Origin of the sequence: Rhizobium sp. Root274 (assembly GCF_001429245.1) — a bacterium.
Classification (GTDB): Bacteria; Pseudomonadota; Alphaproteobacteria; order Rhizobiales; family Rhizobiaceae; genus Allorhizobium.
This window is the reverse complement of record NZ_LMJE01000001.1, coordinates 1,214,320-1,238,131: the sequence shown is the minus strand read 5'-3', so window position 1 is coordinate 1,238,131 and position 23,812 is coordinate 1,214,320. Positions and strand designations below refer to the sequence as shown.

21 protein-coding genes and 1 tRNA gene are annotated in these 23,812 nt (G+C 61.8%); 19 read left to right on the top strand and 3 right to left on the bottom strand.

All coding sequences use genetic code 11. From position 1 onward, the window contains the following. The first annotated feature begins 64 nt into the window (after window positions 1-64). The 6 genes from mscL (at window position 65) to ASE36_RS06180 (ending at window position 8,151) form a co-directional block, all read left to right on the top strand. Window positions 65-490, top strand: a complete 426-nt coding sequence (gene mscL / locus ASE36_RS06205) for a large conductance mechanosensitive channel protein MscL (protein WP_062276550.1) — start codon at window positions 65-67, stop codon at window positions 488-490. Window positions 491-628: 138 nt separating this feature from the next. Then, window positions 629-1,798, top strand: a complete 1,170-nt coding sequence (locus tag ASE36_RS06200) for a pyridoxal phosphate-dependent aminotransferase (protein WP_062276548.1) — start codon at window positions 629-631, stop codon at window positions 1,796-1,798. 175 nt (window positions 1,799-1,973) lie between these two features. Then, the gene (galE, locus tag ASE36_RS06195; protein WP_062276546.1) at window positions 1,974-3,002 is read left to right on the top strand and encodes a UDP-glucose 4-epimerase GalE; all 1,029 of its coding nucleotides are present in this window, start codon (window positions 1,974-1,976) and stop codon (window positions 3,000-3,002) included. A 183-nt stretch (window positions 3,003-3,185) separates the two neighbouring features. Next, on the top strand, window positions 3,186-4,256 hold the full coding sequence (locus ASE36_RS06190) for an HlyD family secretion protein (RefSeq protein ID WP_062276544.1): 1,071 nt from the start codon (window positions 3,186-3,188) through the stop codon (window positions 4,254-4,256). 1 nt (window position 4,257) lies between these two features. Then, entirely contained in the window at window positions 4,258-7,035 is a 2,778-nt protein-coding gene (rbbA, locus tag ASE36_RS06185; RefSeq protein ID WP_062276542.1) for a ribosome-associated ATPase/putative transporter RbbA, read from the top strand. Window positions 7,036-7,038: 3 nt separating this feature from the next. Next, window positions 7,039-8,151: an ABC transporter permease gene (locus ASE36_RS06180; RefSeq protein ID WP_062276540.1), complete on the top strand. Its 1,113-nt coding sequence runs from the start codon at window positions 7,039-7,041 to the stop codon at window positions 8,149-8,151. A gap of 105 nt (window positions 8,152-8,256) precedes the next feature. On the opposite strand, the gene katG is transcribed toward ASE36_RS06180, so the two are convergent. Beyond that, the gene (gene katG / locus ASE36_RS06175) at window positions 8,257-10,434 is read right to left on the bottom strand and encodes a catalase/peroxidase HPI (RefSeq protein WP_062276537.1); all 2,178 of its coding nucleotides are present in this window, start codon (window positions 10,432-10,434) and stop codon (window positions 8,257-8,259) included. Window positions 10,435-10,674: 240 nt separating this feature from the next. Between katG and ASE36_RS06170 the strand changes: the two genes are divergently transcribed. Further along, entirely contained in the window at window positions 10,675-11,586 is a 912-nt protein-coding gene (locus ASE36_RS06170) for a hydrogen peroxide-inducible genes activator (RefSeq protein ID WP_062276536.1), read from the top strand. Here ASE36_RS06170 and ASE36_RS06165 read toward each other — a convergent pair. Continuing rightward, window positions 11,583-12,281 (bottom strand): FadR/GntR family transcriptional regulator, encoded by a 699-nt coding sequence (locus ASE36_RS06165; protein WP_062276534.1) that lies wholly within the window; start codon window positions 12,279-12,281, stop codon window positions 11,583-11,585. The genes ASE36_RS06170 and ASE36_RS06165 overlap by 4 nt on opposite strands. 158 nt (window positions 12,282-12,439) lie before the next feature. On the opposite strand from ASE36_RS06165, the gene ASE36_RS06160 reads away from it, so the two are divergent. From ASE36_RS06160 to ASE36_RS06135, 6 genes are all read left to right on the top strand, one after another. Further along, on the top strand, window positions 12,440-13,237 hold the full coding sequence (locus ASE36_RS06160) for an ABC transporter substrate-binding protein (protein ID WP_062276532.1): 798 nt from the start codon (window positions 12,440-12,442) through the stop codon (window positions 13,235-13,237). 63 nt (window positions 13,238-13,300) lie between these two features. Next, window positions 13,301-13,972 (top strand): amino acid ABC transporter permease, encoded by a 672-nt coding sequence (locus ASE36_RS06155; RefSeq protein ID WP_062276531.1) that lies wholly within the window; start codon window positions 13,301-13,303, stop codon window positions 13,970-13,972. Then, complete coding sequence (locus tag ASE36_RS06150; RefSeq protein ID WP_062276529.1) at window positions 13,972-14,715, top strand: amino acid ABC transporter ATP-binding protein; 744 nt, start codon at window positions 13,972-13,974, stop codon at window positions 14,713-14,715. Before ASE36_RS06155 ends, ASE36_RS06150 begins: the two co-directional genes overlap by 1 nt. 29 nt (window positions 14,716-14,744) lie before the next feature. Next, window positions 14,745-16,010 carry a cysteine desulfurase-like protein gene (locus ASE36_RS06145; RefSeq protein ID WP_062276519.1) on the top strand — a complete coding sequence of 422 codons (1,266 nt, stop codon included), beginning with the start codon at window positions 14,745-14,747 and terminating at the stop codon, window positions 16,008-16,010. A gap of 25 nt (window positions 16,011-16,035) precedes the next feature. Then, window positions 16,036-17,460, top strand: a complete 1,425-nt coding sequence (hydA, locus tag ASE36_RS06140) for a dihydropyrimidinase (protein WP_062276517.1) — start codon at window positions 16,036-16,038, stop codon at window positions 17,458-17,460. 112 nt (window positions 17,461-17,572) lie between these two features. Beyond that, on the top strand, window positions 17,573-18,745 hold the full coding sequence (locus ASE36_RS06135; RefSeq protein WP_062276515.1) for a trans-sulfuration enzyme family protein: 1,173 nt from the start codon (window positions 17,573-17,575) through the stop codon (window positions 18,743-18,745). A 79-nt stretch (window positions 18,746-18,824) separates the two neighbouring features. Here the strand turns inward: ASE36_RS06135 and ASE36_RS06130 are convergent. Further along, window positions 18,825-18,899 (bottom strand) — tRNA-Thr (locus ASE36_RS06130). Window positions 18,900-19,052: 153 nt separating this feature from the next. Here ASE36_RS06130 and ASE36_RS06125 point away from each other — a divergent pair. The 6 genes from ASE36_RS06125 (at window position 19,053) to ASE36_RS06100 (ending at window position 23,676) form a co-directional block, all read left to right on the top strand. Beyond that, the gene (locus tag ASE36_RS06125) at window positions 19,053-19,349 is read left to right on the top strand and encodes a hypothetical protein (RefSeq protein ID WP_156378576.1); all 297 of its coding nucleotides are present in this window, start codon (window positions 19,053-19,055) and stop codon (window positions 19,347-19,349) included. A gap of 126 nt (window positions 19,350-19,475) precedes the next feature. Next, entirely contained in the window at window positions 19,476-20,768 is a 1,293-nt protein-coding gene (gene murA, locus ASE36_RS06120; protein WP_062276513.1) for a UDP-N-acetylglucosamine 1-carboxyvinyltransferase, read from the top strand. A 164-nt stretch (window positions 20,769-20,932) separates the two neighbouring features. After that, a complete protein-coding gene (locus ASE36_RS06115; RefSeq protein ID WP_062276511.1) occupies window positions 20,933-21,370 on the top strand; it encodes a DUF2948 family protein in 438 nt (145 codons plus the stop codon). 63 nt (window positions 21,371-21,433) lie between these two features. Continuing rightward, window positions 21,434-22,732, top strand: coding sequence for a histidinol dehydrogenase (hisD, locus tag ASE36_RS06110; RefSeq protein ID WP_062276509.1), 1,299 nt, complete (start codon window positions 21,434-21,436; stop codon window positions 22,730-22,732). A gap of 3 nt (window positions 22,733-22,735) precedes the next feature. Next, window positions 22,736-23,209 carry a UPF0262 family protein gene (locus ASE36_RS06105; RefSeq protein WP_062276507.1) on the top strand — a complete coding sequence of 158 codons (474 nt, stop codon included), beginning with the start codon at window positions 22,736-22,738 and terminating at the stop codon, window positions 23,207-23,209. Between the two features lie 44 nt (window positions 23,210-23,253). Beyond that, complete coding sequence (locus ASE36_RS06100) at window positions 23,254-23,676, top strand: low molecular weight phosphatase family protein (RefSeq protein WP_062276505.1); 423 nt, start codon at window positions 23,254-23,256, stop codon at window positions 23,674-23,676. Window positions 23,677-23,812 lie beyond the last annotated feature (136 nt).

The following is a 23,812-nucleotide window of genomic DNA, read 5'->3' as shown; positions in this document are numbered from 1 at the left end:
TTTCGTTAACGATAACAGGCACTGCCCGGGACGGCGGTGGATAGCATGACAAAGGAGCAGGGGTATGCTGAACGAATTCAAGACATTCATTGCGCGCGGCAACGTCATGGACCTTGCGGTCGGCGTCATCATCGGCGGGGCCTTCGGCCTGATCGTCAATTCGCTCGTTCAGGACATCGTCATGCCGGTGGTCGGCGTGGTCTTCGGTGGCTTCGATTTTTCCAACTACTTCCTGCCCCTGAGCAGCAAGGTTACGGCGACGTCGCTTACCGCCGCCCGCGAACAGGGTGCCGTCTTCGCCTATGGCAACTTCATCACCGTGGTCATTAATTTCCTGATCCTGGCCTGGATTATCTTCCTGATGGTCAAGGGCGTGAACACGATCCGCAAGTCGATGGAAAAGGAAGAGCAGAAGGCAACCGAAGCAGCGCCGCCTCCGGCCGATATCCAGCTGCTGACCGAGATCCGCGACCTTTTGAAAACCCGCTGAAGGCTTTGGCTGCGGTCATCCTTGCATGCCGCCGCAGCCATCCATCAGCCGTATCGATCCCTTCCTCACGGAAAATCATGGGATTTTCTGTGGCGCATCAGCTAGACAGGGCACTCAGAACGAAGGAGAGCCCACCGCATGTCTTTGCTGGAAAGCCTGAGCCCGCGCGCCCTCGCAGCCCCGGAAAGCGGGATTGTCGAAATCATCAATTACGCGCGGGGTCGCGATGGCCTTCTGCCGCTTTGGGCCGGTGAGGGCGATTTGCCGACCCCGGATTTCATCAACCGCGCGGCCAGCGAAGCACTTCTCGGCGGCGAGACCTTCTACACCTGGCAGCGCGGCATTCCGGAAATCCGCCAGGCCCTGTCACGCTATTACCAGCGCCACTTTTCCGTCGATCTTCCAGCCGAGCATTTTTACGCGACCGGCTCAGGCATGCAGGCGATTGCGCTTGCCGTTCAGGCGCTCACCTCGCCCGGCGACGAGATGATCTATCTTTCGCCCTGCTGGCCGAACATCGTTGCCGCCATCGATCTCGCCGGCGGCAAATCGGTCGGCCTGCCGCTGGATTTCGCCGATGGCCGCTGGATGCTCGATCTCGACCGGCTCGAAAAGACGATCACGCCGAAGACCCGGGCTCTCTTCATCAATACTCCGTCGAACCCGACCGGTTGGACTGCTACCCGCGAAGACTTGAAGGCGATCCTGGAGATTGCTAGGCGCCACGGCATCTGGATCCTCGCCGACGAGATCTACGCGCTCTATTATTACGGCGGTGCGACGCGGGCACCTTCTTTCCTTGATGTGATGGAAGAGGGCGACCGAGTGATCTTCGCCAATTCCTTCTCGAAAAACTGGTCGATGACCGGCTGGCGTGTCGGGTGGATCGTGGCTCCGCCGGAACTGGGACAAGTGCTGGAAAATCTCATTCAATATTCGACGTCCGGGGTCGCCCAATTCATGCAGCGCGGCGCTGTGGTCGCGCTCGACGACGGTGACGATTTCGTCCGTGAGAACATCGCCCGCGCGACGAAGTCCCGCGATATCCTCTGCGACACGCTCACTGCCACCAACCGGGTCGAGACTCTGAAGCCGGAAGGTGCGCTCTACGCTTTCCTCAAGATCGACGGCATCACCGACAGCCGCCAGGCAGCCCTCGACATCGTCGACAAGACCGGGGTCGGCCTTGCGCCGGGAACGGCTTTTGGCGAGGGTGGGCTGCCATTTCTGCGTGCCTGCTTCCTGCGCAATCCCGCGCAGATCGAGGACGCGGCGGAGCGACTGGCCGGCTTCATCAGGGCTCTCTAGGCTTTCGCATGGGACGCGGTTGAAATTGCATAAAATGCGAGTGAATCTGTTGACGCGGTCTTCAGCAAAGCTCGTAAAATGCAATGAGTTTCAATCGCTTGACGCCGATTGATAAGCACTCGGAAAGGTCGTTCGTGTTCCTGTCTTCCCAATAAGAAACTGCGGGAAGAAAATCATGGCGATCTTGGTCACGGGCGGAGCCGGTTATATTGGCAGCCACATGGTCTGGGCTTTGCTCGAAGCGGGCGAAGAAGTCGTGGTCGTCGATCGACTCTCGACTGGTTTCCGCTGGGCCGTTGCGCCGCAGGCGCGCTTCTATCTCGGCGACATTGGCAAGCCTTCAGTCCTGAAGCATGTCTTCGCGGAGAACGACATCGAGGCGATCATCCATTTCGCCGGCTCGATCGTCGTGCCGGACTCGATTGCGGATCCTCTCGGCTATTACGAAAACAACACCGGTAATACCCATCGCCTGTTGACCGCTGCCGTGAAGGCTGGGATCGACAAGGTGATCTTTTCCTCGACGGCGGCCGTCTATGGCACACCTGAGAACGCTCAGCCCATCCGCGAAGATGCGCCGCTGCGCCCCGAAACGCCGTATGGCCAGTCGAAGCTGATGAGCGAAATGATGCTCCGGGACACGGCGCGGGCCCATGGCCTGAACTACGTCGCGCTGCGCTATTTCAACGTGGCCGGTGCCGATGTGAAAGGCCGCGCCGGCAATTCGGCTGTCGGCGCCACCCATCTTCTCAAGGTCGCCTGCGAGGCAGCCCTTGGCCGCCGCAAGTCCATGTCGGTCTTCGGCACGGATTACGAGACGCCCGACGGTACCGGTGTACGCGACTACATCCACGTCAACGATCTCGTTGATGCGCATCTGCGGGCGCTTTGCTACCTGCGCAAGGGTGGCGGTCCTTTGGTTGCCAATTGCGGTTATGGCCGTGGCTATTCCGTGCTCGATATCATCGAGGCGGTGCGCCGCGCGACCAACCAGACTTTCGCCGTCGATTACGTCGACCGCCGTCCGGGCGACGCTGGTCTGGTGGTCGCCGATTCAACGCTCGCACGCACTGTCCTCGACTGGCAGCCTCGGCACGACGACCTTGACGTGATCGTCTCAACGGCGCTCGCCTGGGAGCGGCATCTCGAATCGATGGCAGCTCCCGACATCAAGGATCTGCGTCGGCTCGCCATCGGCTTCTGATCCCCGCTCCCCACAGCTTGTGCGCCGAGCAGTCGCTTTTGAAGCCAGCCGCCTGAAACCGCGGCGACTGCTGGCCCTTTCTTGATTTGAATCAAGATCATTGCTGCGCTGCAGTCGTAACACTGCCTGCAGGAACATGGCCGTTTCCGCGGCCATGTCTGCTGGATGGTGCGGAGAGATGACATGGCGAAGCGACAGGGCGGCCTGCTGGCCGCAGTGCTGGTCCTCCTGGTGGCGGGCGGTGCCTATTACGGCTGGAAAACCTATGCGGGTGACGGTCTCCCGGATCATATCGCCAGCGGCAATGGCCGTATCGAGGCTGTCGAAGTCGACATCTCGGCAAAGAGCGGCGGCCGGGTGAAGGAAATCCTGGTCGGCGAAGGGGACTTCGTCACGGCAGGCCAGGTTCTGGCCGAAATGGACACGGATCAATTGCAGGCGGGACTTCGCCAGGCGGAGGCCGAGCGGCGCCGGGCTGAGATCGGCGTCGAAACTGCAAAGAGCCTGGTGGCGCAGCGCGAAGCCGAACGCGCGGCGGCGCTCGCAACCGTCGACCAGCGCAACGCGCAACTCGATGCGGCCACGATCAAGCTCGCACGCGCCGAACGGATGATCGAGAGCAACACCACCAGCCAGCAGACGGTGGATGATGATCGAGCAAACGTTGCAAGCGCGAAGGCGGCACTTGCTGCAGCCAGAGCACAGGTTGCTGCTTCCGATGCCGCGATCGGCGCGGCCAGGGCCCAGATCGTTGATGCCGAAGCGGCGATCGACGTGGCGACGGCCGCGATCGAAAAGGTCAATGCCGATATCGCCGACAGTACACTGCGCGCGCCCCGCGACGGCCGGGTCCAGTACCGCGTGGCGCAGCCGGGTGAGGTTTTGGCCGCCGGTGGCCGCGTCTTGAACATGGTGGACCTTGCCGATGTCTATATGTCCTTCTTTCTCCCCACCCTGCAGGTTGGGCAGATCGCCCTTGGCAGCGAAGCCCGGATCGTTCTCGACGCCGTTCCCAATTACACGATCCCGGCTGAGGTCAGCTTCGTGGCCGATGTTGCCCAGTTCACGCCCAAGACGGTGGAAACCGAGGAGGAGCGCCAGAAGCTGATGTTCAGGGTCAAGGCGGCGATCCCGAAAGAACTTTTGAAAAAATACATCCACCAGGTGAAGACCGGGCTTCCGGGCATGGCCTATGTCAATCTTGATCCCCAGGCTCCCTGGCCCGAAAGCCTGACCAGCACGCTGGTGAAGTGACATGGACGCTTCCGCCCGCGACAATCCATCGCCGGCTTCGGTGGTGCGCATGGAAGGTGTCGGCCTCAGCTATGGCAAGACACGCGCGCTGAAATCGGTGTCACTGGATCTCCCGGCCGGCGTCATGGTCGGCCTGATCGGTCCTGACGGTGTCGGCAAGTCCAGCTTGCTCTCGCTCATCGCCGGAGCGCGCGTCATTCAGGAGGGAGGGGTCGAGGTGCTGGGAGGCGACATGGCCAGTTCCCGCCACCGCCGCCTGAATTGCCCGCGCATCGCCTACATGCCGCAGGGTCTGGGCAAGAACCTTTACCCGACCCTGTCCGTCTACGAGAACATCGAGTTCTTCGGACGCATCTTCGGCCAGGACCGGACGGAACGGGAGCGACGCATCCGCACCCTCCTGCAGGCGACCGGACTTTCGCCTTTCGCGGACCGGCCGGCCGGCAAGCTTTCCGGCGGCATGAAGCAGAAGCTGGGCCTCTGCTGCGCGCTTATTCATGATCCGGACCTGCTGATCCTCGACGAGCCCACGACGGGCGTGGATCCTCTGTCACGGCGTCAGTTCTGGCAGCTCATCGACGAGATCCGCACAAGGCGGCCCGGCATGAGCGTGATCGTCGCCACGGCCTATATGGAAGAGGCAGCGAGCTTCGACTGGCTGGTTGCAATGGATGAAGGCTCGGTACTTGCCTCCGGCTCGCCGACGGACCTGCTCGAGACGACAGCGACCGACAATCTCGACGCTGCCTTTATCGCGCTCCTGCCGGAAGAAAAGCGTCGGCAGCACAGGACGCTGGCGATCCCGGCAAGGATCGACGGAGCGGCAGCGGAAACCGCGATACGGGCCGAAGGGCTCACCATGCGCTTTGGCGATTTTACCGCCGTCGACAGGGTGAGTTTCGACATTCCGAAGGGCGAGATCTTCGGCTTCCTCGGATCGAACGGCTGCGGCAAGACGACGACGATGAAAATGCTGACAGGCCTGCTTGCGGCAAGTGAAGGCAAGGCAGAGGTTTTCGGCCGTGCGGTCGACCCCAAGGATATCGGCATCCGACGACGCGTCGGCTATATGAGCCAAGCCTTCTCGCTTTATGGCGAGCTGACGGTGCGGCAGAACCTCGAACTGCATGGCCGTCTCTTCAGCATGGCGGAAGCCGAGATCGCTCCGCGTATCGAGGAGCTCACCAAGCGTTTCGGCCTGGCGACAGCACTCGATGACCTGCCTGACAGCCTGCCGCTTGGCATGCGCCAGAGATTGTCTCTCGCCGTCGCCCTGATCCACAAGCCGGACATCCTGATTCTCGATGAACCCACTTCCGGCGTCGATCCCATTGCCCGCGATGACTTCTGGCAACTGCTGGCCGACCTGTCTCGGCGCGACAATGTTACGATCTTCGTCTCGACCCATTTCATGAACGAGGCGGAGCTCTGCGACCGGATTTCACTTATGCATGCCGGCCGCGTGCTGGTGACGGATACGCCCAAAGCGATCGTGGCGAGCCGGGCGGCATCGAGCCTGGATGAAGCCTTCATCGGTTATCTGGAAGAGGCGATCGGCGTAAATGCAACTGCGGCCGCTGTTGCAGACGAGCCCGAGGCCCCCGAGCCAGCACCCGCTCCGGTTCCAACCCGACCGCGACAGCGCGGGTTCATCGACCGTCGCCGTCTCCTGGCTTTCAGCCGCCGCGAAGCGCTGGAACTGCGCCGGGACCCGATCCGGGCGACGCTTGCCATGGTGGGAAGCCTCATCCTGATGTTCGTCATCGGCTACGGCATCAACCTCGACGTCGAGAACCTCACTTTTGCCGCCCTCGACCGCGACGACACGGTGTTGAGCCGCGAATACATCGCCGAGATCTCCGGCTCCCGCTATTTCATCGAGCGACCGCCGATTACCGACTATGCCGATCTCGATCGCCGAATGCGCTCCGGCGAGATCAGTCTCGCGATCGAAATTCCCTCGGGCTTCGGACGGAATTTGCAGCGGGGAGGGGAGCCGGTCGAGATCGGCGCCTGGATCGACGGCGCGATGCCGATGCGCGCGGAAACCGTGTCGGGTTACGTGCAGGGCATGCATGCAGGCTGGCTCACCCGCAAGGCGCGGGAGCTCTACGGCGATGCGGCTGCATCGGGTCGCTTCGGTCTGGAACTGCGCTATCGATACAATCCAGGTGTCGAAAGCCTGGTTGCCATGGTGCCCGCGGTCATCCCGCTGCTCCTGATGCTGATCCCCGCCATGCTTTCGGTGCTCAGCGTGGTGCGCGAAAAGGAGCTCGGCTCGATCACCAATTTCTACGTGACACCCGTGACCCGGCTCGAATTTTTGCTCGGCAAGCAGATCCCCTATCTCGCGATCGCCTGCCTCAATTTCCTGATGCTGACGGCCTTCGCCGTTTTCGCCTTCCGGGTGCCGCTGACTGGCAACTTCTGGGCGCTGGCTCTAGGTGCATTCCTGTATGTCTTTGCCTCCACGGCGCTCGGCCTGCTTTTGTCGAGCTTCATGAAGAGCCAGATCGCCGCGATCTTCGGCACCACCTTGCTCACCATCATCCCGGCCGTGCAGTTCTCCGGCATGATGTCGCCGGTCTCGGCACTGCAGGGCGCTGGTGCCTTGATCGGCCAGATCTACCCCGCAAGTCACTTCGTCACGATCTCCCGTGGTGTCTTCTCGAAAGCGCTGGGCTTTGCCGACCTCGGCACGCCGCTTGTCGCGCTCGCGATCGTCGGTCCCGTGCTTCTGACGGCCGGCACCCTTCTCCTCAAGAAGCAGGCGGAGTGAGCGATGCGACTGGCGACAATCTTCCAGCTTGGCATCAAGGAACTGCGGGGCCTTGTCCGCGACCCGGCACTCCTGCTGCTGATCCTCTATGCCTTCACCGTGAACATCTACACCGCCGCAACGGCGGAACCGGAAACGCTGAACAAGGCCGCCATTGCCATTGTCGACGAGGATCGTTCGCCTGCCTCGGAGCGCATCATCGCAGCCTTTTATCCACCCTATTTCCTGCCTCCGAAGCTGATCACCCCGGCTGAGATAGATCCGCGCATGAATTCAGGTCTGGACACCTTCGTGCTGGATATTCCCCCGAGTTTCCAGAGGGATCTGCTGGCGGGGAAAGCTCCACGGATCCAGCTGAACATCGACGCGACGCAGATGACCCAGGCCTTTACCGGCGGCGGTTACATCCAGCAGATCGTCACCACCGAACTGAACGGATTTCTCGATCGTGGCCGCGACGCCACCACGGTGCCGGCCAATCTGGTGCTGCGCTCGCGCTTCAATCCCGAACTCGACAAGAGCTGGTTTGGCTCGATCACTGAGGTCATCTCGGCGGTGACTATGTTGTCGATCATCCTGACGGGGGCTGCCCTTATCCGCGAGCGTGAACACGGCACCATCGAGCATCTTCTGGTCATGCCGGTCAGCCCGTCGGAGATCATGCTGAGCAAGATCTGGTCCATGGGCCTTGTTGTCCTTCTGGCGACGATCTTCTCGCTACTGGTCGTGGTCGAGGGGGCTTTGCAGGTGCCGTTGCATGGGTCGATCCTGCTGTTCATTCTAGGAGCCGCCCTTCAGCTCGTCGCGGCCACCTGCATGGGCATCTTCCTCGCAACCGTCGCCGGCTCCATGCCGCAATTCGGGCTTTTGCTGATGCTGGTGCTCCTGCCGCTGCAGATCCTGTCTGGCGGCATGACGCCAAGGGAAAGCATGCCGGAGGTGATTCAATGGATCATGACGCTGGCGCCCAACACCCATTTCGTCATTCTGGCCCAGGCTGTGCTGTTTCGTGATGCCGGGATCTCGGTGGTCTGGCCGCAGCTCTTGGCCCTTGTTGCCATTTCCAGCGTGTTCTTCGCCCTCTCGCTGCGGCGGTTTCGCGCCTTTTTGCGTTAAGCGTCCAATCGCTCATCCGGAACGCAAAAAGCCGGAGACGCGGCGGCATCTCCGGCTTTCGCAGATGCCGGCACCCCGTAAGGAGTGCCGGCCCATCAAATCGCATCAGGCCTGAAGGTCGAAACGATCGGCGTTCATCACCTTGGTCCAGGCGGCCACGAAGTCCTTCACGAACTTTTCCTGATTGTCGTCCTGAGCATAGACTTCCGCATAGGCGCGAAGGATCGAATTCGAGCCGAACACCAGGTCGACGCGGGTCGCGGTGTACTTGACCGCGCCGGTCTTGCGGTCGCAGATGTCGTAGGAGTTCTTGCCCGTCGGCTTCCAGGTGAAGCCCATATCGGTCAGGTTGACGAAGAAGTCGGTCGTCAGCTGGCCTTCGCGGTCGGTGAAGACGCCGTGCTTGGAGCCGCCGAAATTGGCGCCGAGCACACGCAGACCACCGAGCAGCACGGTCATTTCCGCACCCGTCAGACCCATCAGCTGGGCGCGGTCGAGAAGCATCTCTTCCGGGCTGACGACATAGTCCTTCTTGGCGAAGTTGCGGAAACCATCGGCGAGCGGCTCAAGCGCTGCAAAGCTTGCAGCATCGGTCTGCTCGGCAGTGGCATCACCACGACCGGCAGCGAAGGGCACGTCGACCTTGTAGCCGGCAGCCTTGGCAGCCTTTTCGATGCCGACATTGCCGGCGAGCACGATGACGTCAGCGACGCTCGCGCCGAACTCTGCGGCGATCAGTTCGAGAACCGAGAGCACCTTGCCGAGACGGGCCGGCTCATTGCCTTCCCATTCGCGCTGCGGGGCGAGACGGATACGCGCACCATTGGCACCGCCGCGCATATCGGACTGCCGATAGGTGCGGGCGCTGTCCCAGGCGGTGGCAACCAGTTCGGCGACAGAGAGGCCAGAGGCAGCGATCTTCGCCTTGACGGCACCGACGTCGTAGTTCTTGGGACCGGCCGGGATCGGATCCTGCCAGATCAGATCTTCGGTCGGGGCTTCCGGACCGATATAGCGAACTTTGGGGCCGAGGTCGCGATGGGTCAGCTTGAACCAGGCGCGGGCAAAAGTGTCCTTGAAGTATTCAGGGTCGGCCATGAACTTTTCGCAGATGGCGCGGTAGGCCGGATCGACCTTCATCGCCATGTCGGCATCGGTCATCATTGGCATACGACGGATCGACGGATCCGTCGCATCGACCGGCATATGCTCTTCCTTGATGCCAACCGGCTGGTACTGCTGCGCGCCGGCGGGGCTGTGCGTCAGTTCCCAGTCATAGCCGAACAGCAGCTCAAAATAGCCCATGTCGAAGACGGTCGGGTTGGTCGTCCAGGCGCCTTCGATGCCAGAGGTCACGGCGAGGCTCGCCTTGCCGTTCTGGTTCGGGTTCAGCCAGCCGAGGCCCTGGTTTTCGACTTCGCCGGCTTCCGGCTCGACGCCGAGCGCCTGGGCATTGCCGTTACCATGCGCCTTACCGACGGTATGACCACCGGCAGCGAGCGCTGCGGTTTCTTCGTCGTTCATCGCCATGCGGGCGAAGGTCTCGCGGACCTGTGCGGCGGTCGCCAGCGGATCCGGCTTGCCGTTCACGCCTTCCGGATTGACGTAGATGAGACCCATCTGCACGGCGGCAAGCGGGTTTTCCATCGTATCAGGCTTGGTCACGTCGTCGTAGCGGTTGTCGGACGGGGCAAGCCACTGCTTTTCGGCACCCCAATAGACGTCCTTTTCCGGACCCCAGATGTCGGGACGGCCAAAGGCAAAGCCGAAGGTCTTCAGACCCATGTCTTCATAGGCGACAGTGCCAGCAAAGAGGATGAGGTCGGCCCAGGAGATCTTGTTGCCGTACTTCTTCTTGAGCGGCCACAACAGGCGGCGGGCCTTGTCGAGGCTGGCATTGTCGGGCCAGGAATTGAGCGGAGCAAAGCGGATATTGCCGGTGCCGCCGCCGCCACGGCCATCAGCCAGCCGGTAGGAGCCGGCGGAGTGCCAGGCAAGACGGATCATCAACCCGCCGTAATGGCCCCAGTCGGCCGGCCACCATTCCTGGCTGTCACGGAAGAGGGCCTTCATGTCGGCCTTCAGTGCAGACACGTCGAGGGACTTGACCGCTTCGCGATAGTCGAAGTCCTTGCCCAGCGGATTGGTCTTCGTATCGTGCTGGTGCAGGATATCGAGGTTCAGTGCGTTCGGCCACCAGGCCACGGGCGTTGCGCCGGTTTCCGTGTTCGAACCGTGCATGACCGGACATTTGCCGGCAGCTTTGTTGCTCAGGGTATCCATTATTGCCTCCTAGAAGAACCCGCTTGTGGCTGGCTGCGGCCGCCATTGTTCAATCGAACACGCCAGCGTCACAGCCTGATGAAGTCGCCGGCGAAAGGCGGGGGAGCCATCGCCGACCGCCGGATCGTATCGCCTTCACCCCTAGTGACGGCGCCCATCCGGCAGCTTCTGGAATTGTTCTAGCAAAGCGAGTTCATTAATGTAAGTTAGAAATAATGATGAGTTCCATAGGCTAAGGTTATGATCAATTTTACCCTCCGGCAGCTGCGCTATTTCGATGCTCTGGCTCGTCATGGCCATTTTGGCCGCGCGGCCGAGGCCTGTTCGATTTCCCAGCCGGCGCTCTCAGTACAGATCAAGGAGCTGGAAGACACGCTGGGCGCAGAACTCTTCGAGCGTGCGGCCCGGCAGCTCCGGCTCTCGGCTTTTGGCGAAGAATTCCTGCTTCGGGTGCGCGATATTCTGCGCTCTGTCGATGAACTCGGTGATCTCGCCCGCGCCCATCGCAGCCAGCTCGTCGGACGGCTCCGCATCGGGGTCATCCCCACCGTTGCGCCCTATCTGCTGCCGGCGCTGATCTCTAGTCTGACCAGCGCCAATGCGGATCTCGATATCCATGTCCGCGAAACCGTGACGCCGAAGCTGATCCAGGAGCTGGCGGATGGACGGCTCGATACGGCCATCGTCGCGCTTCCGGTGTCCGAACCGTCGATGGAGGAAATCCCGCTCTTCGAAGAGAGCTTCGTGCTGGTCCGTCCGCTGGAGGATGAGGCAAAGCCGGTGCCGAGCAAGGATAACTTGCGCGAGATGCGCCTGCTTCTGCTTGAAGAGGGACATTGTTTCCGCGAACAGGCGCTCTCCTTCTGCGACATGGGCTCGGTGCGCCCGCGCGAAATCCTCGACGGCAGTTCGCTGACGACCCTGGTTCAGATGGTGGGCGCCGGCATCGGGGTCACGCTCATCCCGGAAATCGCAATGTCGGTTGAGACGCGCTCGGCTGCCGTCTCCATTGCGCGCTTCCAGGAGCCACAGCCGTCTCGCACGATCGGCATGATCTGGCGCAAGACGAGCCCGATTGCGAGACAGCTGACGGACGTCGCCGATGTCGTGCGCGATGCGGCTTCTCAACTGCGAGCGACGGTGGCGGCTTAAGGCTCAAGCCCGGCGCAGCGCGCCGTGTTGCGGATATGGGTTTCCATCTCCAGCTTCACCCTCTGGCCGTCATTGGCCCTGAGCGCCGCAATAATCTTGCGGTGTTCGCCGATCGATTCGCGCATGCGCTCCGGATCGGTGATCGGGATCGGCTGGCGCTGGGTTTCCGTCACCTGATCGCGCACCGTCTGGTAGAGCGCCTTCAGCATCGCGTTCGAACAGGCGGAGACGATCGTCCCGTGAAAATCGAGATCGGCCTCGACATTGGCGAGCAGATCCTGATTGGCCCAGCACTCTTCCATCGTGCGGGTCGCCTGCTCCATCCGGTCGAGCTGCAATTGCGTCAGCCGCCCGGCGGCAAGCCGCGCGATCTCGCCTTCGAGCAGGATACGCGTCTGGAAGACGTCGAAGACGGAATAGCTATCGGAATAGCGCCAGGGTGCCATATGGCCCGGTGTGCCGCTGGCACTTTGGGTAGGCTTGACGACAAAGGTGCCGCGCCCCGCCTCGGTCTTCAGAAGGCCGAGCGTTTCCAGCGTCAGCAGTGCCTCGCGCAATGATGCGCGGCTGATGCCGAACTTTTGCGAAAATTCCCGCTGTGAAGGGATTTTCTCGCCGGCCTTCAACTGGCCGGACTGGATCATGGTCTGGATCTCGCGTGCCACCGACTGTGGAACAAGCGTCTTGTTGAACATGCGATTCCTTTTCCGATCCGTGCCCTCTGGCGCCGGCATTGTATTTTTTCACAAGCCACCTTGCCAAGCGGAAACGAGCATGCTTGTTTGGCCTGACTGGTCTGACCAGTTAGACCAAATGTAGATTGAGTCATGTTCAAAAAACAAGGGGAACTCTCATGACACGTACATCCAGCATCAAGATCACCCTCCTGGCGGGCCTGTTTGGCGTCTTCGCCACGGGAGCGGCCCATTCTGCCGATCTCACCGTCGGCGCCAACATCGGCAACGTGCCCTGGGAATTCGAAGACGCCAGCGGCAAGGTCACCGGTTTCGAGGTCGACCTCGTCAACGAAATCGCCAAGCGCCTCGGCAAGACGGTCGAGTTCGTCAATACGCCGTTTAACGGCCTCTTCCCGGCCGTCCAGTCCGGCCGCATCAACATGGCGATCTCCTCGATCACCATCACCGAAAAGCGCCTCGAATCGGTCACCTTCGCGCAGCCCTATTATGACAGCGACCAGTCGCTGACCGTCACCGCCGCCTCCGGCATCACCGGCCTCAAGGACATGGCCGACAAGGTCGTCGGCGTCGACACCGGCTCGACCGGCGACATGTGGGCCGACGCGCACAAGGGCGACTATAAGCTCGGCGAGATCCGCCGCTTCGAAGGCCTGCAGCCGGCCATGCTCGACCTCGTCGCGGGCCGTGTTGATGGCTACATCTCCGACATCCCGGCGCTTCTTTACTACGTGAAAGACAAGCCGGAACTGAAGGTGGTCGAGCGCATCCCGACCGGCGAGAAATATTCGATCATGTTCAACAAGAACGATCCGCTCGCAACCGAGGTGAATGCCGTCATCACCACGCTGAAGGGCGAGGGCTTCATCGCCAAGCTGCACGAGACCTGGTTCGGCGCCAAGGCTGAAGACACGACCTCGACGGTTGCCGTCCTCGACATGCCCAAGGGCAAGTAACGCTCGAAACGCGACCGGCGGGGCACATCTGTCCCGCCGGCCTGCCACGGGGACCAAGGCGGCATGACACTTCTCAATACCTTCTTCAATCTGCAGGTGATGATCGACAGCCTGCCACAGCTTCTGTGGGGGCTGGTCGTCACGCTGGAGATCGGCATCACCAGCATTCTGGTTGGCCTTGTCGGCGGCCTCTTCCTCGCCGTGACCAGGCTCTATGCGCCGGGCTTCATCAAGCTCGTCATCCGCATCTATATCGACATCTTCCGTTCGATCCCGCTGCTAGTGCTGCTGATCGTCGTCTACTATGCGCTGCCCTTCGTCGGCATTCGCCTCTCGCCGTTCCTCTCAGCCGTCACCGCGCTCTCGCTGGTCTCTGCCGCTTACACCGCCGAAATCTTCCGCGCCGGTATCGAAGCCATCCCGCATGGCCAGTTCGAAGCTTCGGCAGCGCTTGGCCTGTCCAACAAGGACACGATGATCGACGTGATCTTGCCGCAGGCGATCCGCATCGTCATTCCGCCGCTCACCAACAACTGCATCAACGTCATGAAGGATACCGCGCTCGCCTCGGTCGTTGCGATGCCGGATCTGCTCAAGCAGGCCACGCAAGCCCAGGCGCTCGCGGCCAACCCGACGCCGCTGATTGGGGCAGCCCTCATCTACATCGCGCTGCTCTGGCCGATGGTCGCGGTCGTCGCCCGTCTTGAGAAACATTTCAGCCGGGGGAAACGCTGATGGACAAGGCCCCGCTCATCTCTATCCGAGGCCTGAAAAAGGCCTATGGCACCTTCACCGTTCTGCACGGCATCGATCTCGACATCGCCGAAGGCGAGGTGGTCTGCGTCATCGGTCCCTCGGGCTCCGGCAAATCGACGCTGATCCGCTGCATCAATCACCTCGAAGCGTTTGAGCCCGATAGCCGCATCACCGTCGACAGCATCCGGGTCGAACCCGGCCCGGCACTCGCCAAGGTGAGGGCCGAGGTCGGCATGGTCTTCCAGTCCTTCAATCTCTTTCCGCATATGACGGTGTTGAAAAACGTCATGCTGGCGCCGATGCGAGTTCGGGGAACGTCACCTGTCGATGCCGAACGCAAGGCGCGCGAACTGCTTGCCCGCGTCGGCATTGGGGAGCAGGCCGAGAAATTCCCGGGCCAGCTCTCTGGCGGTCAGCAGCAGCGCGTGGCCATCGCCCGGGCTCTCGCCATGGAGCCGCGTGTTCTCCTCTTCGACGAACCGACCTCCTCGCTCGATCCGGAAATGGTCGGGGAGGTGCTGGATGTCATGCGCAAACTCGCCGGTACCGGCGTCACCATGATCGTCGTCACCCACGAAATGGGCTTTGCCCGTCAGGTCGCCGACCGGGTGATCTTCATGGATGGCGGGAGGCTGGTAGAGGCCGGCACCCCGGCTGAAATCTTCGATGCCCCGAGGCATGAACGGACGCGCGGCTTCCTGCGCGCGGTCCTCGAACACTGAACAAGAAGAAAATCCGGAGGACGCCAAGAATGGCCACCGCTTCAACGCTCCATCTCGACTATGTCCGCAGCCAGTTTCCCGGCCTCGACCGCGGCTGGACCTTTTTCGACAATGCTGGCGGATCGCAGATCCTGAAGGGCGCCGTCGAGCGGATCAACACGTTCCTCTACGAGAAGAATGTCCAGATCGGCGGCTCCTACGAGGTGTCCCAGGCCGCAGCGGCTGCCCTTTACGAGGCGCGCACAGCAGCCATGCACCTCGTCAATGCCAGCCGTCCGGAAGAAATCGTCTTCGGCAACTCGACGACCGCGCTTATCCAGAACCTTGCCCGGGCCATGCACAGCCAGCTTTCGGCCGGCGACGAAATCATCATCACCGTGGCGGATCATGAATCGAACATCGGCCCATGGGACCGCCTGCAGGAGCGCGGCGTTGTCTTGAAGATCTGGCCACTCAACAAGGAGACGCTGACGCTCGACCTCGCGGACCTTGCCCCTTTGATGAGTGACCGCACAAAACTCGTCTGCGTCACCCATTGCTCGAACATCCTGGGTTCGATCAACCCGATCCGCGAAATCGCCGATTTCGTCCATGCGCGTGGCGCGAAGATCTGCGTCGATGCTGTCGCCTATGCGCCGCACCGCGCTGTCGATGTGCAGGCCTTCGATGTCGATTATTACGTATTCAGCCTCTACAAGACCTATGGTCCGCATTATGCGCTGATGTATGCCCGTTACGAACTGCTGCTCGAGCTCGACACGCTCTACCACTATTTCTACGGCAAGGACAAAGTCCCGGGCAAACTTGAGCCGGGCAATCCGAACTATGAGCTTGCCTACTCGACCTGCGGGATCGTCGACTACCTGACGACACTCGGCGAGCAGGCCGGCGAAACCGGCAGCACGCGCGCCAAGATCGAGGCCGCTTATGGCGCGATCACTGTGCAGGAAAACGCCCTGACCGAGCGGCTTCTGACCTATCTCCGCTCGCGCAATGACTGCCGCATCATCGGACAGTCCGTCAACCGTGACAGCCAGCGTGTGCCGACCATCGCCTTCCGTTTCGACGGACGCGAGGCAGCCGACCTCTGCAAGGCCATGGATGCCGAGAAGATTGCCATGCGCTTTGGCGATTTCCATTCGCGCCGGCTTGCCGAATATCTCGGCCTGACCGACCATGGCGGCATGCTGCGCGTCTCGATGGTGCATTACAACACGGTCGAGGAAGTGGATCGGTTCACATCAGCCCTCGACCGCATCCTCGCCAGCGAAGCGGGGCTGGCCAAAGCGAGCTGAAGACGTCAACGAGAAGGACAGATGCATGCGCTTCGATACGGTGATCCGCAACGGGACTGTGGTGACGGCAAGTGACACCTTTGTCAGCGACGTCGGCATCAAGGACGGCCGTATCGCAGCGCTGGCGCTTGGCCTGACCGATGCCGACGAGGTCATCGACGCAACCGGTCTATTCGTTCTTCCCGGCGGTATCGACAGCCATGTGCATCTCGACCAGCCCTCCGGCGACGGCATCGTCATGGCGGATGATTTTGCCAGTGGCACACGCTCCGCTGCGATCGGCGGCAACAGCACGGTGCTTGCCTTCTGCATGCAGGAGAAGGGCCAGTCACTGCGCGAGGCACTGAAGGTCTACCACAACAAGGCGGAGGGCAAATGTCATGTCGACGTCTCCTTCCACCTCGTGATCACCGATCCGACGGCCGAGGTGCTCGGCCAGGAACTGCCGGCCCTCGTCGAAGACGGTTATACGTCGCTGAAGGTCTTCATGACCTATGAGGGACTGCGCCTGCGCGACGACGAGATCCTGGCGACGCTCGATACGGCACGGCGCACCGGCGCTCTGGTCATGGTCCACTGCGAGAACGAAGACGCGATCCGCTATCTGATCGGCCGCCATGAGGAAGAGGGCAAGTTCGCCCCGAAATATCACGCGACGACCAGGCCGGTTGCGGCCGAGCGCGAGGCGACCCATCGGGCGCTGTCGCTCGCCGAAATCGTCGATGTGCCGATCGTCATCGTCCATGTCTCCAATCGCGAGGCCATGGAGGAAATCCGCCGTGCCCGAAAGCGCGGCCAGAAGATTGCCGGCGAGACCTGTCCGCAATATCTGATGCTGACGGCCGACGATCTGGATCTTGAAGGCCTGGATGGCGCGAAATTCGTCTGCTCGCCGCCGCCGCGCGATAAGGCAAGCCAGAACGCCTGCTGGGAAGGCATCGAGCAGGGCGTCTTCGACCTTTTCTCCTCCGACCACTGTCCCTTCCGCTTTGACGATCCGGAAGGCAAGCTGAATGAAAAGGGCAAGCGCCACTTCCGCTGGATTCCGAATGGTATCCCGGGTGTCGCGACGCGCCTGCCGATCCTGTTTTCCGAGGGCGTGATGAAGGGCCGTATCGACATCAACCGCTTCGTGGCGATGACGTCGACCAACCACGCCAAGCTCTATGGCATGTATCCGCAAAAGGGCACGATCGCGATCGGCGCCGATGCCGACATCGCACTCTGGGACCCGGACAAGCGGGTCATGCTGACCAATGATCTGCTGCAGCACGGCGCAGATTATACGCCTTACGAAGGGCTGGAGGTGCGCGGCTGGCCGGTGCGCCTGCTGGTGCGAGGCCAGACAATTACCGACGGCCAAGATCTCCTCTCCCCCGTGCCATCTGGCCGCTACCAGGCCCGGCAGCGAAGCAATCTTGTCGAGGCGCATCTGCGGAGCTCAGGGTAAGGACTTTGTCCGCTGATGTGGCCGGAAGCCGTCAAGGGTAAGATCTGGCCTATGGATTAAGCCGTGCAAATAGGCTTCTGTTCGGGCCGCCAGCTCCCGAAAGGCCCGTCTCATGCGCGATAGCACCCGATGTGTTCTGACCCCCGCGGTATCCCAAGAAGGGTTTGATCCGTTGGGTGTCGCCGTCCACCGTGGCTCGACGATCGTCTTCAAGGATGCGGCATCCTATGCGGCACGCGGTGAGCGCGGCCATGAGGGCTACAGCTACGGCCTCTACGGAACGCCGACGACCCGGACGCTCGAAGCCAAGCTGAACGCCCTTGAGCAGGGCGCCTGGACCTTCCTTGCACCGTCTGGTCAGACCGCCAATATCCTTGCGATCCTGCCCTTCCTCTCTGCCGGAGACCATGTCCTGATGGTCGACAGCGTCTATCCGCCAATGCGGGATTTTGCCGAAACGGATCTGCGCCGGCTCGGCGTGGGCGTGGATTACTTCGATCCGCTCGACCCGCAGGACGTCGCCGCAAAGATAAAATCAACCACCCGCATCGTCTGGTGTGAGAGCCCGGGATCAACGACGATGGAGGTAATCGACCTGCCGAAGATCGCAGCGATTGCCCATGCCCATGGCGCGCTGGTTGGCTTGGACAACACCTGGGCGACCCCGCTCAACTACAAGCCGCTTTGCCACGGCGCCGATTTCGTCACCGAAGCGCTGACCAAGTTCGTCTCCGGCCATTCCGACGTGCTGATGGGCTCACTCACGGTGGCCAATGAGCGGCTGATTGCGCCCATCCGATCACAGATGGGCCGCTTCGGCGTCGGCGTCTCGCCCGACGACGCATCCCTGGTCCTGCGTGGCTTCGAGACACTCAGCCTGCGTCTTCGCCATTCGGAGCGGGTGGCTCTGGACTTTGCCCATCGACTGGCTGACCATCCGCTGGTCGATCGCGTGCTGCATCCGGCGCTCAAATCCTCGCCGGGGCATGCGATCTGGCAAAGGGATTTCCTCGGCTCGAGCGGCGTGTTCGGCATTGTCTTCAATCAGGCCGCATCAGCCGGGATTGCCACAGCGCTCGATGCCTTCAGGCTCTTCGCCATCGGAGCATCCTGGGGCGGCACCCGCAGCCTGGTTGCCCCCATGCCGGTCGCAAGGCATCGAAGCGTCACCCCCTGGAAGGGTCCAGACATCGTCCTGCGGCTCAGCATCGGTCTGGAAGAAGAGGCGGAGCTCTGGACCGACATCGAGCAGTTGCTGCAGGCGCTGGAAAAGCATCAGGGATAAGGCCATGATCCGGCGGTTTGACCTGCGCCGTCATCACAACCGCGAGCGATTCTTCGTAACGAATTCATTCTGGGAAAGATGGTGCTGCTAGAGAGATTTGAACTCTCGGCCTCTCCCTTACCAAGGGAGTGCTCTACCCCTGAGCTATAGCAGCATCTGGCGGGCGAAGCGTGGTGTCGCCCGGAACGAGGGGCCTATTGCCATAGACTTTCCGGCAGTGCAAGCCGGAAAGCGAATTGTGCTGAAGTTTTCGAAGGATGTTGCTGGGGGCTTTTGCGCCATCGTGCTTTGCGGTATCAAACCCGGCATGACAGACCCATTGGAAAACAAGGCGAATGATGCGCCATCCAACTCTTCCGGAGTGGAGGAGCCGGGTGTATCCCGCAGTGGAAAACCGAAGCTGAGCGCGGCCGAGGAGCAGCGTCGACTGCGGGTGGCCGTGAAGCTTCGGGAGAATCTTGCGCGCCGCAAGCAGCAGGCACGGGCCCGTCGTGCCGGCGAGGCCGAGGATGGCGAAGGCCTGCCTGCCGCAAATTTGTCCAATCCGGATGCGACTGCGATTGAGGATGGAACCACCGATCGCCAAGCCCCATCGGGCGAATGAACCATGTTCCGCAGGCTCGATTGAACCTGAAATGCTTTTCGTCTAAACAGCCAGCCTCGCCAGACTGGCTGACCCCTTACATCTCATCAGGAAAGGCGGGCCTCTTCGCCCGTATCGCAGGCTCATATGGATCGCATCAGGATAGTCGGTGGCAATGCGTTGAACGGGATCATCCCGATCTCGGGTGCGAAAAACGCAGCGCTCCCCCTGATGATCGCCTCGCTTTTGACGTCAGATACGCTGACGCTCGAAAACGTGCCGCATCTGGCAGACGTCGAAGGCCTCATCCGCATTCTCGGCAATCATGGCGTTGATATCGCGGTCAACGGTCGCCGTGAGCATCAGGACGGCTCCTATTCGCGCACCGTGCATTTCACCTGCCGCACGGTTGCCGATACCACAGCGCCTTACGAACTGGTCTCGAAGATGCGCGCCAGCTTCTGGGTCATCGGCCCGCTGCTTGCCCGCGAAGGTCAATGCCGCGTATCGCTGCCCGGCGGCTGCGCCATCGGCACCCGTCCGGTCGATCTCTTTCTCGAGGGACTGACGGCGCTCGGCGCTGAGCTCGAGATCGATGGCGGCTATGTCAACGCCAAGGCGCTGAAGGGCGGCCTGGTCGGCGCGCGGTACACCTTCCCCAAGGTCTCGGTCGGTGCGACCCATGTGATGATGATGGCCGCTTCCCTGGCAAACGGCACGACGGTGATCGGCAATGCCGCCCGCGAGCCCGAAGTTGTCGATCTCGCGAACTGCCTGATCGCCATGGGTGCCAAGATCTCGGGCGCCGGCACCTCCACCATCACCATCGAGGGCGTGCCAAGCCTTTCGGGTGCCCGCCACCGCGTCTTGCCGGACCGCATTGAGACCGGCACCTATGCCATGGCGGTCGCCATGACGGGCGGTGACGTGACGCTATCCGGCACCGATATCACTCTCCTTGATACCGCGGTCGAGGCGATCCGCCGCGCTGGTGCCGAAGTCTCGGCAGTCGATGGCGGCATCCGTGTGATCGGCCATGGCGATCAGATCCGCCCGGTCGATATCGTCACCGAACCCTTCCCCGGCTTCCCGACCGACCTGCAGGCGCAGTTCATGGGCCTGATGACCCGCGCCAACGGCATTTCGCATGTCACCGAGACGATCTTCGAAAACCGCTTCATGCATGTGCAGGAGCTGGCCCGCCTCGGGGCCAAGATCACGCTCTCCGGCCAGACGGCCCGCATTGAAGGCGTCACCCGCCTGCGCGGCGCCCCTGTGATGGCGACGGACCTGCGCGCCTCTGTGTCGCTGGTCATCGCCGGTCTTGCCGCTGAAGGCGAAACCATGGTCAGCCGCGTCTATCATCTCGACCGCGGTTTCGAGCGTCTGGAAGAAAAGCTCACCCGTTGCGGCGCCATCGTGGAGCGCATCAGCGACTGATCCCCGCCCGCCTTTAACGGTGCGGCACGGCGGCAGCGGGGCGAAAAGTCTTTTTGTCCCGTTGCCACTGGACAAGCGGCAACCTATGTCCAAAACATGAATTCCATCATGCAATGCGATGGAAGTGAAAAAGACAGGGCCGCAAGGCAGGACGGACAGGTGACATGGCAGACGTGAAGCTTCTCGCACTCGACGCGGATGATCTGGCGATCATCTCCGCCCATATGCAGGACGCCGTTTTCAAGGTTGCCGACCTCTCCTTTTCGCCCCGCTCCGGCCTGTTTTCGCTGGTGGCCAACCGCTTCGTCTGGGAAAAGGCCGCACGCGGCGCAAAGAGCTTCGAGCGTTGCCGTGCAGCGCTCAGCTTCAAGCGAGTCCAGGCTGTGCGCTCGATCGGCTTTGACCGCAACAAGACTGAGGAGGTTTTGAGCCTCCTTGCGATCCGCTTCACGGTAAAGGGCGAGGGGCCTGACGGTGTCGTGGAACTGGTGCTGGCAGGCGGCGGCATCATTGCGCTCGACATCGAATGTATTGAAGGGCAACTCGCGGATACCGGCGGCGCCTGGGGAACGATGTCACGACCGGCCCACGAGGCCGACTGAACCAGCCCGGCCCGGGGTCGCGACAGGGCAACTGCAGAGAATGTGAGAAGGAAGACTGGGGACGTGGCAATCTGGCTCAATCAGGCATCGGGAGATTTCGAGGCACGTTTTGCCGCCTTCCTGACGACCAAGCGCGAAGTGTCCGACGACGTCAATGACGCCGTTCGCAAGATCATCGACGATGTGCGCGCCCGCGGCGACGCAGCGCTTGCTGACTATTCGAAACGTTTCGACGGCATTGATTTTGCCGAAGTCTCCATGCGTGTGACGGAGGCGGAGATCGACGCTGCCGTGGCCGCGACTTCATCCGAACTAATGGACGCGCTAAACCTCGCTGCTGAGCGCATCGAGCGCCACCATGCGCGCCAGATGCCGAAGGATGATATCTACGAAGACGCGATTGGCGTCGGCCTTGGCTCGCGCTGGACGGCGATCGACGCCGTCGGTCTCTATGTGCCGGGCGGCACGGCGAGCTATCCGAGTTCGGTGCTGATGAACGCGCTCCCGGCCAAGGTCGCAGGTGTTCCGCGCGTCGTCATGGTCGTTCCGGCAACCGGCGGTGCCATTAATCCGACGGTGCTGGCGGCAGCGAAGATAGCCGGCGTCACCGAGATCTACCGGCTGGGCGGCGCCCAGGCGGTGGCAGCCCTCGCTTATGGCACTGAGACCGTCGCGCCCGTCGCGAAGATTGTCGGCCCGGGAAATGCCTATGTCGCGGCTGCCAAGCGTCAGGTCTTCGGCACTGTGGGCATCGACATGATCGCCGGCCCGTCGGAAGTGCTTGTGATTGCCGACAAGGACAATGATCCAGATTGGCTGGCGGCTGATCTTCTAGCCCAGGCTGAACACGATCCCGGTGCCCAGTCGATTGTGATCACCGACGACGAGACCCTCGGCAAAGCGGTCGAAGCCGCTGTCGAGCGTCAGTTGAAGACCCTGCCGCGTGCTGAAACGGCCTCAGCCAGCTGGCGCGATTACGGCGCCATCATTCTGGTCGACCGGCTGAATGATTCCATCCCGCTTGCCAACCGGATTGCTGCCGAACATCTCGAACTCGCGGTCGACGATCCCGAGCCGCTGATCTCTGGCATCCGCAATGCAGGCGCCATCTTCGTCGGGCGCCATACGCCCGAGGTTATCGGCGATTATGTCGGTGGCTCGAACCACGTGCTTCCAACCGCACGCTCGGCCAGATTCTCCTCGGGACTGGGTGTGCTGGATTATGTCAAGCGCACCTCTATCCTGAGGCTCGGTCCGGACCATTTGCGCGAGCTCGGCCCCGCAGCCATCGCGCTCGCGAAGTCAGAGGGGCTTGAGGCCCATGCCCGCTCCGTCGCCATTCGCCTCAATCTCGGGGACTAGAGAATGGCGGCGGGCGACTTCCGGCTCTCAGATGTCGTGCTGGACGAGACCATCGGGCGCTCGACGCCTGATGTCGAGCACGAACGGGCGGTCGCCATCTTCGATCTGATCGAGGAAAACTCGTTCGAACCCGTCGGCCATGCCGGCGGCCCCTATAAACTGTTCCTGTCCCTGGTCGATCGCAAGCTCGTCTTTTCCATCAAGACGGAGGCGGGCGAGGACGTCGCCGTCCATATCCTGTCGCTCACGCCCCTGCAGAGGATCATCAAGGACTACTTCATGATCTGCGAAAGCTATTATGAAGCGATCCGATCCTCGACCCCCTCGCAGATCGAGGCGATCGACATGGGGCGCCGCGGGATTCACAACGACGGGTCGCAAACCCTGATGGACAGGCTTTCAGGCAAGATCAAGCTCGACTTCGATACCGCCCGCCGTCTCTTCACCCTGGTCTGCGTGCTCTATTGGCGGGGTTAGGCAACGTGCACCAGGGCGGGATCGAAAGCCGCCGGACCTCGCGCATGGGCGCGATCCTCTTCATGTGCGGCCAGAACGTGATCCGAAGCCCTATGGCCGAGGCGATCGCCAGGCAGGCGCTACCGCCCGGCACCTGGGTCGCGTCTGCAGGGGTGAAAAAGGGTGAGCGTGATCCCTTTGTCGACGTCGTGCTGGACGAAATCGGCCTGTCGCTCGGCCGTCGTCTCCCCCAGACATTGGAAGACATGGCGGATGATTACTTCGATCTCGTCATCACCCTGACACCCGAGGCCCATCACGCAGCGCTGGAACTCACCCGCTCCTCTGCCGTCGAAGTGGAATACTGGCCGATGCCGGATCCGACGGTCGAAACCGGCAGCCGGGAGCAGCGGCTTGCCGCCTACCGCGACGTGCGCGATCGCCTGACCCGGCTGATTCAGGAACGGCTGGTACTGACGCCGGAATAGGGGTGTTTTCGCCCCTCTTGAAACAATTTCCGAAAGCCGAATCTACAAGGTTCACAAATGCCGGGCGATTGTGTAGTTTCCGCCCACATTTTGAGGGGCCCTCCGCGCGCCCCGTTTAAAACCCCAGGAAAGACAA